This is a genomic window from Psychrobacter sp. (assembly GCF_041554015.1).
Lineage (GTDB): Bacteria > Pseudomonadota > Gammaproteobacteria > Pseudomonadales > Moraxellaceae > Psychrobacter.
Genome location: NZ_JBFFMS010000049.1, coordinates 1 through 12,409, shown reverse-complemented (window position 1 = coordinate 12,409; position 12,409 = coordinate 1). Strand labels below are relative to the sequence as shown.

The 12,409-nt window shown below is 42.4% G+C and carries 8 protein-coding genes; 3 read left to right on the top strand and 5 right to left on the bottom strand.

The window, feature by feature from the left end:
- Positions 1–54: 54 nt before the first annotated feature.
- The gene (locus ABYU67_RS10925) at positions 55–1,407 is read right to left on the bottom strand and encodes a Na(+)-translocating NADH-quinone reductase subunit A (RefSeq protein WP_372845117.1); all 1,353 of its coding nucleotides are present in this window, start codon (positions 1,405–1,407) and stop codon (positions 55–57) included.
- An 888-nt stretch (positions 1,408–2,295) separates the two neighbouring features.
- Between ABYU67_RS10925 and hisA the strand changes: the two genes are divergently transcribed.
- The 3 genes from hisA to ABYU67_RS10910 all read left to right on the top strand — a co-directional run bounded on the left by hisA (position 2,296) and on the right by ABYU67_RS10910 (position 5,217).
- A complete protein-coding gene (gene hisA, locus ABYU67_RS10920; RefSeq protein ID WP_372845115.1) occupies positions 2,296–3,036 on the top strand; it encodes a 1-(5-phosphoribosyl)-5-[(5-phosphoribosylamino)methylideneamino]imidazole-4-carboxamide isomerase in 741 nt (246 codons plus the stop codon).
- Positions 3,037–3,093: 57 nt separating this feature from the next.
- Entirely contained in the window at positions 3,094–4,815 is a 1,722-nt protein-coding gene (locus ABYU67_RS10915; protein ID WP_372845113.1) for a mechanosensitive ion channel domain-containing protein, read from the top strand.
- An 84-nt stretch (positions 4,816–4,899) separates the two neighbouring features.
- Positions 4,900–5,217 (top strand): hypothetical protein, encoded by a 318-nt coding sequence (locus tag ABYU67_RS10910; RefSeq protein WP_372845111.1) that lies wholly within the window; start codon positions 4,900–4,902, stop codon positions 5,215–5,217.
- Positions 5,218–5,299: 82 nt separating this feature from the next.
- Here the strand turns inward: ABYU67_RS10910 and rnr are convergent, their stop codons facing one another.
- The 4 genes from rnr to thrS all read right to left on the bottom strand — a co-directional run bounded on the left by rnr (position 5,300) and on the right by thrS (position 11,790).
- A complete protein-coding gene (rnr, locus tag ABYU67_RS10905; RefSeq protein ID WP_372845109.1) occupies positions 5,300–7,612 on the bottom strand; it encodes a ribonuclease R in 2,313 nt (770 codons plus the stop codon).
- Between the two features lie 165 nt (positions 7,613–7,777).
- Positions 7,778–9,016: a toxic anion resistance protein gene (locus ABYU67_RS10900; protein WP_372845107.1), complete on the bottom strand. Its 1,239-nt coding sequence runs from the start codon at positions 9,014–9,016 to the stop codon at positions 7,778–7,780.
- A gap of 312 nt (positions 9,017–9,328) precedes the next feature.
- Positions 9,329–9,832 carry a translation initiation factor IF-3 gene (gene infC, locus ABYU67_RS10895; protein ID WP_372845105.1) on the bottom strand — a complete coding sequence of 168 codons (504 nt, stop codon included), beginning with the start codon at positions 9,830–9,832 and terminating at the stop codon, positions 9,329–9,331.
- A 23-nt stretch (positions 9,833–9,855) separates the two neighbouring features.
- Complete coding sequence (gene thrS / locus ABYU67_RS10890) at positions 9,856–11,790, bottom strand: threonine--tRNA ligase (protein ID WP_372845103.1); 1,935 nt, start codon at positions 11,788–11,790, stop codon at positions 9,856–9,858.
- Positions 11,791–12,409 lie beyond the last annotated feature (619 nt).

Below are 12,409 nucleotides of genomic sequence, written 5' to 3'. Positions count from 1 at the left end.
TGGTGAAAGACGGCTCCATACGATCGAACATATTGTGTAAAAATTTCATCGTGGTTAGCCCTCCAGCTCAATGCGCGTTAAGTTATCACGCAAAATATCGCCGAATTCATATTTGCCAGGAGATACGAAGGTGCATAATGCTAAATCTTCTTCGTCCAATTCAAGTACGCCCAAATCTACAGCAGTGATGATGTCTTCGACAATCAAAGCACGTAGTAATTGCGTTGGCAGATAGTCTTGTGGCATGACCTCTTCATAGACACCGATTGGCACCATCGCTCTAGGTGAGCCATTACTCGTCGTGGTAAAGTTATACTTTTTGCCACCAAAGAACTGAGAGATATAGATGGGCAGCTTTGAGAAACGATTTGCACCTGGCGTAAAGAAGTGGAACGCTGGACGCTCGCGACCTTCTGCTAACACGCTGACTTGGTTATGGAAGCGCCCAAGATAAGCAATATTGCCAAATACCTGACGCCCAGACAAGACTGAACCTGAGATCACACGGTTCTCGCCAGCTATCAAGTTGCCTTTGGTCAAGGCAGCAATATCCGCACCGCGTTCGGTGGCGATGATATGAGGATTGCTAACAGCAGGACCCGCTAAGCTCAGTAGGCGACGCGTATATAAACGACCGCTGGTAAATAGCTTACCAATCGCAATCACATCTTGATAACCAATCGTCCAGACGCTAGTGCCGCGCATGATAGGGTGCAAGAAATGAATGTGCGTGCCTGCAAGACCAGCAGGGTGTTTGCCAGCAAAGCTATGATATTCAGTGACATTATTAGCCGCGGTTTTGGCAACTGGCGTCAATTGAGCATCGCCATGATGGCAGACAAAGGTCTTGGGGCTGAGTGTTGACAAGACAGCAAGACCATCATTGAACGCCTGCAGTTGCTCGTTAATCAGCAGCATCGGGTCAAACGCCAACGGATTGGTATCCATGGCGGTGACGAAGATAGCATGAGGACGAGCACCGATTTCAGGAGCACGGCTATAGGGACGCGTACGGAACGCCGTCCATTCACCAGAGGCAAGCAGTTGGGTTTCAACAACTTCAGAATCTAGGTCAGCAAGTTGCTGGGAGTCGTAGCGCTGAAATTCTACTTCCGCACCATTTGGGTCGACCGCAATCACAAGACTTTCAAACACACGACGTTCACCGCGTTTGATCGCGATGACTTTACCAGCAGCAGGCGCAGTGTAGATAACGCCAGCCCGTTTTTTGTCTTCAAAAACAGGTTGACCTTTTGCTACGATATCGCCTTCTTTGACATTCATTGTCGGCTTCATGCCCACATAATCATAGCCAATAAGTGCCACATGGGCGGGTCTGTGCTCAGATATCTCGCGGGAGGGTTCACCAGTGATGGGTAAATCCAAACCTTTCTTGATGGTAATCATAAGCGAAAACTTAGTCCATAGTCTAAAACGATACCAGACGTCCTGTGTGGTATATCGGCAGCATGAATGGTAACGCCATCACTAAAATAACCAAACCATGTCTTATAAATAGACAGCGATAAGGTTTTTTAATAATGACACTTCATGACTACTAGTAAGAGTATTAACGCTGACCTTAGACTCCTTAACAACACGTTAATGTCTTATTCGAATGACCAAAGTGGCGACTGGCTACCAAGATGTATACTAAAACACTGCAATCCAATTTTCATCTCAAAAAGAGATGATGTTAGACAAAATACGGTTTTACCATACGATTTATTAAAATCTTAAAATTCATAATATTGTGAGATGTAAGCAGCGCTATTCATTTGACTGAATATAAATAAGAGGTAAATGACTTATGATACTGAGTAAAAGCTATCTAAGCACTATTGAATGACCTATGATTATAGGATAAACAACGTTACTGAGTAATAGTCGTTGCTAAGCGAAACGTTTGATAGCGTATCAATACCGCGCTGTCATCTACCTTGTGCTGATCGAAATCATCTATAGGTAGCAGACGATCGGGTTTTATCGCACAAATACAAATTTACCTAGGATTATACGCTAAACTGACCTAAAATTACCAGTTGGTAAGTGAATTTACCTAATGTTGCCAGAGTTTCTTTCGGCTAAAACTTATGGTTATGAATATCTGTTTTTTGCTATAGATAAGACAAAGCTTTAGTCGATTTTATAATGATTTTTTAGATTTGCACTTCTAGCCTCTTTATATTAAGTTGGTTGCTTGATACAAGGTGAGCTTAATGAAGCCTATCAGCCTTAACTTCTAGCCAGTTTTTGATTTTTTTACTATTAATATTGTTTTATAAGGAATGCTATATGTGCGCTGTCCCTGTGATTATCCCTGCCATCGATCTAAAAGATGGTAAATGTGTGCGCTTAAAACAAGGTCGTATGGAAGATGATACGGTATTTTCTGATGACCCTGTAGCAATGGCGACACGTTGGGTAAAAGAGGGCGCGCGCCGTCTGCATTTGGTCGATCTAAATGGCGCTTTCGATGGGATTCCGGTACATAAACAAGTAGTACATGATATCGCTAAAGCCTTCCCTAAGTTGCCGATTCAATTGGGCGGCGGTGTACGCAATATGCAAACCATCGAACAATATATTACAGCAGGTCTGACTTATATTATTATTGGTACCAAGGCGGTTGAAGATCCGGATTTCGTTGCCGAGGCGTGCCGTGAGTTTGCTGGACATATTATCGTTGGTATTGATGCCAAAGATGGATTGGTCGCCACCCATGGTTGGGCAAATGTAACTGACACTAAAGCCACTGAGCTTGCCAAACGTTTTGCTGATGTTGGTGTGTCATCAATTGTTTATACCGATATCGCCCGCGATGGCATGATGCAAGGCGTTAACGTTGAACAAACCGTCAATTTGGCCCGTGAAGGCGGCTTGCCAGTGATTGCCTCAGGCGGCGTGACCGATATAAAGGATATTGAGTTGTTAAAACCTTATGGGGATTGTATTGAAGGTATCATCACCGGTCGTGCAATCTATGAGGGCACCTTAGATTTGGGCGAGGCACAGCTTTATTTGGACGGTAAATAATATTTGAAGAGAACGTTTATTCAAGTTTAAATCGATAAGGCATAATCAAGGATGCTTATGGCCGCTTATTTTGACTGCATTACCTCACGCAATTGCCCAAAAGTGCGGAGTCAATGGCTGCTATTAAGCATCATATTAAGCATTGTATTAAGTGTGCCTGTGTATGCTGCTCAAGAAAGTGACACTGTTGATCCAACTGCAGTAGACAATAGCGCTGCTAAGCCTCCGCTTGATAGCAGCGCATCATCGAATACAGCTAATGATGTTAACAGCACCTCTGTTCCCAATGACGTTCCTGATAGCAATACCTTGCCTGCTCAAGCGCCGACTATACCACCTGCGCTAACACCCCTCTCAATCGAGCCTACACCTGCTATCAATGGCGAGAGTAGTAATAATACTCAAATTGACACTGCTCAAACTGCGCAACATGATAATGACATCCGCCAACGTATCAGTGGGATCTTCTCAGAAATTGAAGGCTTGCAAGCAATCAATGTCAGTGTCAACCAAGGCGTAGTTACCTTAACCGGTGAAACACCCAACGAAAAAAAAGCCCAGCAAGCCATTAATCTCACCAATCGCTTGACAGATGTGGTCACAGTTGAAGATAAGATTAACCGAACGCTTGATGTACAAGACAATGTCACGACGGTTTATCAAAGCATCAAAGCACAAGCCAAAAACCTTATCAAAGCCGTGCCATTATTATTGGTTGGGATTATTTTATTCGCTATAGTGACTTGGTTTGGTAGTTGGTTGTCCAATCGGCAAAAAATGTGGCAGCGCTTAACGCCCAATCCTTTTGTCGCAGAATTATTATCGCAGACCGTCAAAGTTATCTTTATTATTATAGGGCTAATCTTAGCGCTCAGTTTGGTTGGTGCAGAGACGATTTTGGGCACGCTACTTGGCGGCGCAGGGGTTATCGGTATTGCCGTTGGTTTTGCGGTTAAAGACACGATTGAAAATTATATTGCCTCACTCATGCTCAGTATTCGCCAGCCATTTCGCGCCCGCGATCATATTTTGATTAATGCTCAAGAGGGGATCGTCGTGCGTCTGACCTCGCGCGCAACTATCTTAATGACGTTAGACGGCAATCAGCTACGTATCCCGAATGCCGAAGTCTTCAAAGCCACGATTTTAAATTACACCAAAAATCCTGAGCGTCGCTTTACTTTTGAATTAGGCGTTGATGCCAATGATGACCCGCTTGCTGCCATCAAAGTAGGCATCGATGCGATAGGACAATTAGGTTTTGTTTTAGATAAGCCAAAAGCCACTGCCATTATCAAAGAAGTGGGCGATTCAAATATTATTTTGCAGTTTCAGGTTTGGGTCAATCAATCAGAAGCGGATTTTTCCAAAGCTCGTAGTATCGCCATTCGTGAGACCAAGCACGCACTAGAGGATAAAGGCTTTAGCTTACCTGAACCCATTTACCAGCTGCGCTTTAACCATAAATTAGAAACAGCATTTGAGCATTTTCAAAATGGTCAAATTAGTGATGATAATGCGAATACAAATATAAGCATAGCGCCCAACACCTTGGATACCTCAAAACTGCCTAATGATTCTCAAGCTACTGAAACAATGGTTGAGAATAAGGATAAACAACAAGCAAAGGCGCGGGCGAAGCATATTTTGCAAGGTCAGAATGCCAATGAGGTGCTTGATGCCCGTCCTGATGAAAAGCTAATGGAAAAGGTCGAGCAAGAAATTGCTGAAAACTCAGATGAAACAGATTTATTAAGCAATAATAGCCCACAAGAATAGCATTGATCACAAGCTATTAAAATCGGCATAAAAAATGCAGCGAAACGTCTAAAGACACTTTATCTAAATAGACGAGACATTTTTATGCAAATGAGACATCTGATTATTTTCGCGATCGTTGGTATCTTTGGGTTACTGGGCTTTAATATCATCAATAGCAGTCAACGTGAAAAACACCGAGAAGCTATCACAGCAAATAGTGAGACAGAACTGGCTGATAGCGCCTTATCTAAAAATAACGATGCTGATGCGAGCAGTGCTATTGCCAGCGATACATCAGGGATCGCAAGCAAACCCTTGGGTCAGCAGCCAAAAGCCATCCTAGATAATGCCACAGCCAAGATTGATCAGGCACAGCAAGCAGATGCGGCACGCTTAAAGGAAATGAGAAGTGCGCAATAGTGATTCATACACTATTATATAACTATTAAAAAAGGCCAACGATAACGTTAGCCTTTTTTAATAGTTATAGATTCAAGCCAATTTAGCTCTTTTTACTACCGCCTCTACCACCACGGCTGCCGCTTCTCTTTGCAGGGGCTTTTTTTGGCTGATCCTTACCTTTCGTATGCTGATTGGACTGATTACGAGTTGCATGATCTTTTTTGGTTTGATTCATTTTGCTAGATTGTAGCTTTGCTTTTAGTTCAAAGTCGATTTGTAGCAGATCCATATTAACACCCGCGACTTTTACTTTGACCAAATCACCCAGCCCAAACACTGTGCCTCTGTCTTTACCGATCAGCTGTTGCTGCTGCTCATCATAAACAAAGAAGTCATCACCAACGTTCGAGATATGCACCAAACCGTCGATATACAAATCAGTTAAGGTAATAAATAAACCAAAGTTTGTCACGGTGGTCACTACACCATCGAACTCTTCGCCGACATGGTCTTTCATATAGTGACACTTAAGCCATGACTCCACATAGCGCGATGCTTTCTCAGCGCGGCGCTCTGTGTCTGAGGTCTGCGTGCCAGCCCCTTCCAATGAAAAATCCATCACCGGTTGTTTGGCGTTTGTTACTTTCGCTTTAATCGCACGATGCAACATCAAGTCAGGATAACGACGAATCGGCGAGGTAAAATGACTGTACTCGTCATAAGCCAAACCAAAGTGACCGATATTATCCGGTGAATAGTTCGCTTGCATCATCGAGCGTAGTAGCATGCTATGAATACTGATCGCATCGGGTCTGTCTTTGGTCGCTTCAATAATGCGCTGATAGTCCGCTTGAGTAGGATTTTCTTCTGGGAAGCTCAAACCGAAGTTTTTGGCGTATTCATGGATACGCATCGACTTTTCGCCATCTGGCTTATCGTGGTTACGATATAAAACAGGCAGCTCATTTTTTAGCGCAAAGTTTGCCGCACAAGTATTGGCAAGCAACATACACTCTTCAATCAGCTTTTGAGCATCGCCGCGAGTACGAGGCAAGATGGCTTCGATACCGCCTTTTTCATTAAACTTAATATACGTTTCAACGGTCTCAAACTCCATTGCATGACGCTCTTCACGCTTTTTAAGCAGCAGCTCATACAATTGATGTAGGGTATCAACAGATTTTTTAACCTCTTTATTTTCTGTCAATGATTTAGGCACGCTGCTGTCTTTTGGATCATCAAGATAGGCATTCACTTGGTTATACGTTAGGCGCGCTTGCGAGTGCATCACCCCAGGATAGAACTCATAACTGGTGATTTTACCAGCACGTGATATCTTAATATCAGCAACCATACACAAGCGATCAAGATTAGGGTTCAATGAACACAAACCATTAGACAACACTTCAGGCAACATCGGAATCACGCGATGCGGGAAATAGACTGACGTACCGCGCTCATAAGCATCTTGGTCTAGTGGCGAGTTTGGCGTGACGTAATAACTCACATCTGCAATCGCCACTAATACACGATAATTACCACCTGAACGTTTTTCTGCAAAAACCGCATCATCAAAGTCGCGCGCGTCTTCGCCATCAATGGTTACCAATGGCAAATCACGTAAGTCGACACGACCTTTTAGATCTTTTTCAGTCGGTTCTTGATAGGCGTTGGCTTGTTTAAGGGCTTCTTCGCTAAAATCTGAAGGAATATCATAATTGAGTAAGGTGGTCTCAATAATCAATTCACGATCATTATCATCAGATAAGACTTCAGTAATTTTGCCCGTGGCGAATTCATGCTGGTTTGGCCAGTCAATGATGTCAACTTTTACCGGCGCGCCTTGCTTGGCATTAAACGCCTGTACATTATCTTCTGTAACCGTAATCGGCTGATGGTTATTGGGGCTCCCAAGTTCAACACAGTAACCGTCTTCATCATGAGCAAGTGTACCGATAAAATGGTTTTGACGACGCTCAACAATATCAACGATACGTCCTTCAGTACGACCGCGGTTGTCCGTTGATGTACCGACTGCTTCTACAGTATCGCCATTAAAAACCCAGCGCATTTGTTTTTCATGCAAGAATAGATCAGGCATATCATTTAATAAAACAAAGCCAAAACCTTTAGGATGCGCTGATACTGTACCAGTCACGACATCATGCTGAGTGACTGTACGATAGCGATAAGGGCGACCATCACGATTGACTTGTCCATCACGGGTCATCGCTTTTAGGCGATTGCCCAAAGCGTCAAACTGATCAGGATCAGCAATGTTAAAGGCCTTTGCCAATTGCTGATGGGTGATTTCACCGTGCTCGTTAATCGTGCTTAATATCAGCTCGCGACTAGGAATCGGATTATCATATTTTTGTGCCTCACTTGAGGCGTTTGGATCATTCCAACTCATAAAATACCGTATCTGTTTTTAAATTATTAATAGTGACTATCTTAACACGAACAACGACTCAATATCTTAGGTCAATTGTCCAATCTGTATTTGATAGCAGACAGCTATTCACTTTTAAATGTTAATAGTCATCAAAAGCGACAGCTTAGTTAAACTAAAGATAAATTAAATATCAATCGAATTTGATTTATCGGTTATTTTTTTGCTATCCAACTCTTTTGACACTTCTAATACTGTGGTCTGGTTGGATTTATCAAGATATTTTTGCGCTTTATCAACCTCAGACGTCAAGGTATTGACCGTTTGTTTCATATTCTCTAACGCTTCAACTTTATAATTGCTAATCATATCCATGGTGTCATAGACGTTATTGAAGGCATTTTGTAATTTATCAAGCTCAATCGTGCTACTGGTTGCTTGTTCATGAATTTCAAGTGATTGGCGCTTTAGCATCGCAGACGTTGATTCAATCAAGCTGCTGGTGGTTTTATTCAACGCCGTGATTTGATCAAGTACCAGTTTTTGATTGGTCATAGCTTGTGCCACCACAACCGCTGTACGTAAGGCAGAGATAGTTGTAGTGGTGGCGCGATCTACGCCTTTGATCAGCTCTAAGTTGTTTTTACGGATGGTATCAAGCGCTAGATAACCTTGCACATTGACCGCCAATTGCGTTAAAAAGTCGGTATTTTTTTGACGCACATAAAACAGCATCTCTTCTTTAATAATGCGCGCTTTTTCAGGATCGGTGGCTTCTACCGCATATACTTTTTGTTCAAGCTGCTCATCGATTTTTTTGCCCACATAGATATATTGACGAATCGATTGCATCAGCTCCCACATATTGATTTTTTCTTGCTCAATCATGGCATTGTCTTTGAGCAGCTCATCTTTGCCATTATAAAGGCTCGTTACTACTGCATTGATATGTGATTGTGCCGACTCGTACTGACGAAAATAATCTTGTACCTTGTTACCAAATGGAATGAGACCAAACAGTTTACGTGAGCTGGTCAGCTCTTTTTTACTGGGGTCTAAGTCTTCGACGATACCACGCAGCTCCGTCAAGGACTTGGCAATAGGTGAGTTATCAAACAAACTATCGTTAAGACTTTTCGCTGGTAGTGCTAACATGCGATTAGAAACTTGCGCCGATTCGCGAATCTCTTTATTGCCCAAATTATGGATAGACTGGACGTTTTCTTTAAACTCATTACTGTGCACTGAATTATTGATTACATGATCGACAAAAGCATCGACTTTGGCATCCAGCTCGGGAATATCGCTTTCGTCCAATTTTACCATCTGATCTGCTTCGCTTTTTTGAATCTCTTTGACAGGTTCAGGCGCAGTGAGGGTAATGGTTGGTGTACGGGTGTTGGCAGGTGGGGTTAATTCTTGCATAAGGATTCCTATAAGATTATTTTTATTGGCTGAACTGTTTTTATTAAAATTATTATTCGCAAGTTCAGAATAGTTCTTTAGATTACCGTGTAATAAAGGTGTTGAGAAGGTAGGTTTTGTAAAGTGCGGTTAGCTTCCTATGTTTCAAGCTAACGATAGTCAACGAGTTGTAAATGTTATAATTAACGATAAATTTGAATTTTAAGCGCTATATACCAAAAACCACCAATACACCGTAGCATATTGATGGTTGAAATCATGAATATCTATATAAACATATAGTCACCACTAAGCCATAGACGATCAAAAAGTCTATTTCTTCTTAGTAGGTCCTAACAGCATGCCCATTTGACGACCTTCCATCTTAGGATACTGTTCGACGTTTGAGATATCAGCGGTATCTTCAATGATACGGTCAAGTTGCTTGCGACCAATCTCTTGGTGCGCCATTTCACGTCCGCGGAAGCGAATACTAATCTTAACTTTATCTTGATCTTCCAAGAAGCTGATGATTTTTCTCAGTTTAACCTGATAATCGGCTTCTTCGGTGCTAGGACGTAGCTTCATCTCTTTAAGCTGAGTCTGCTTTTGGTTTTTCTTGGCCTCTTTTGCCTTTTGCTTTTGATCATAGAGGAAATGTTTATAATCCATGATTTTGCATACAGGCGGTTTGGCTTCAGGAACCAGTTCGACCAAATCTAGACTGTCTTCACGTGCCGCTTTCATCGCGGTTTCGATATCAACCACGCCCATCTGTTCGCCGTCTTCTTTAACCAGACGGACTTCTTTGGCACTGATATCTTCATTGATGTTCAAACGGTTGGACTGTTTAATAGGTATTACTCCTCATCTGTTTTTGGGGTCTGTCGGCCTTTCTCAGCGACAGCAGTCTGTACTAATGTAATAAATTCAGCAACACTCATCACGCCGAGGTTTTCACCTTCGCGAGTCCGGACATTGACACTGCCCGTCTCAACCTCTTTATCGCCTAATACTAGCATATAAGGAACGCGTTCTAATGTTTTCTCTCGTATCTTAAATCCAATCTTTTCGTTACGCAAGTCACTAACCGCACGTAAACCTGCATTTTTCAGCTCTTTGACCACATTTTCACAAGCATCTGCTTGTTTATCCGTGATATTCATGACCGCTACTTGCTGCGGTGCTAGCCATACAGGCATCCAACCGGCATAGTTTTCAATCAAAATACCGATAAAGCGCTCAAATGATCCTAAAATAGCACGGTGCAACATAATAGGCACTTCGCGCTCATTTTGCTCATTGACGAATTCGGCATCGAGACGCTCAGGCATATTTGGATCAACCTGAATGGTGCCGCACTGCCAGACGCGACCCAACGAATCTTTTAGACTAAATTCAATCTTCGGACCGTAGAATGCGCCTTCACCGGGTAGATAATCCCACTCAAGACCTGAGCTGTCTAGTGCATCGGCCAGTGCTTTTTCGGCAAAATCCCAAGACTCATCGCTACCGACACGTTTTTCAGGACGGGTCGAGAGTTTCATAATAATATTGTCAAAACCAAAGTCTTCATAAACGGCAAGGGTCAGCTTAATAAAATCTGCAACTTCTTGCTGGATCTGCGACTGTGTACAGAAGATATGAGCATCATCTTGGGTAAAACCACGAACTCGCATCAAACCATGTAGTGAACCTGATGGCTCGTTACGGTGGCATGAGCCAAATTCTGCCATACGTAGTGGCAGGTCACGGTAAGATTTTAAGCCTTGGTTAAAGACTTGCACGTGACATGGGCAGTTCATCGGTTTCACGGCATAATCACGATTTTCACTGGCAGTCGTAAACATGTTGGTGGCATAGTTGCCCCAATGTCCTGAGCGTTCCCACAAGCTACGATCAACGATTTGCGGCGTTTTAATTTCTTCATAGCCATTATCATGTTGGACTTTACGCATATATTGCTCAAGTACCTGATAAATCGTCCAACCATTAGCATGCCAAAACACCATACCCGGCGCTTGCTCTTGCATATGGAATAAATTAAGTGCTTTACCAATCTTACGATGGTCGCGTTTTTCCGCTTCTTCAATACGCTGAATATAGGCTTTTAAATCTTTTTTATCCGCCCACGCTGTACCGTAGATACGCTGTAGCTGTTCATTTTTGGCATCGCCACGCCAATAAGCGCCTGACATCTTAGTCAGTTTGAAGACTTTTAAGAATCGAGTATTTGGCACGTGTGGACCACGGCACATATCGACATATTCTTGATGATGATACAGACCAAAAGCTTCTTCGCCCGGCATATCATTAATCAGTTTTAGCTTATAGTCTTCACCGCGTTCTTCAAAGATTTTAATCACTTCATTGCGCGGCGTCATTTTCTTGATCACGTCATAATCTTGCTTGATCAGCTCCATCATGCGTTTTTCAATGGCTGCCATATGCTCAGGCGTAAACGGCGTCTCACTATAGATATCATAATAAAAACCGTCATCGATAACAGGACCAATCACCATTTTTACATCGGGATATAATTGCTTGACTGCATGACCCAATAAGTGAGCGCAAGAATGACGAATGATATCGACACCATCATCATCTTTTGGTGTCACGATTTCAACTTTCGCATCGTGGGCAATAGGGTCATGCGCATCTACCAGTTGACCATCAACACGACCAGCAACCGTCGCCTTAGCAAGTCCTGCCCCAATACTTTGCGCCACTTCCATGACGGTGGTATTACCTTCAAAGTTTTTTACGCTACCATCGGGTAAAGTAATCGCTACCATAATCTATTCACCTTTTTGTGTCCGTTGGCAGTGATGATTGCAACCATCAATCATATAACCGCAAGACGACGTCAATTATATCCAACTGCTATGATATGTTATAAGAGATAGGTATTACTTAAAGGTATAAAGTTCAGACAAGCCACTTTGGAACCACAAAGACTTATAAGAAGCACCATTAAGCAATATTATAAAGTCAGCTATTATAGCAAAAACTGTCTATTAACACTAGATAGCTGCGCAATAGCAGCATTTATGAGTAGCCTTCTATATAGCCATTAATGGCTCTCTATATATAGGTGCTTTTTGTGCATACATCAATACGGTCAAATAAAAAGATACTTAGCTTCAAAGGCGGCCATAAATGTAGGTCGATGATGGCCTTGGAAAGACAGTCATAACGTAATTAGATAGAGCGCTTCTAGGGTTAAAAGTCTATTTACAACATGATTTAAAAATAGTAATATTGATTAATAACCTAAGCCCTTGAAAGTTATACACTATTTAAACCGTCATAAAATAAAGGTAAAAACCTTTGATAAAGCAGTTGACACCCTTGTCAGAATCTATATAATACGCCCCACAGCAAAGGGAAGCTTAGCAATAAGTTAACAAACTT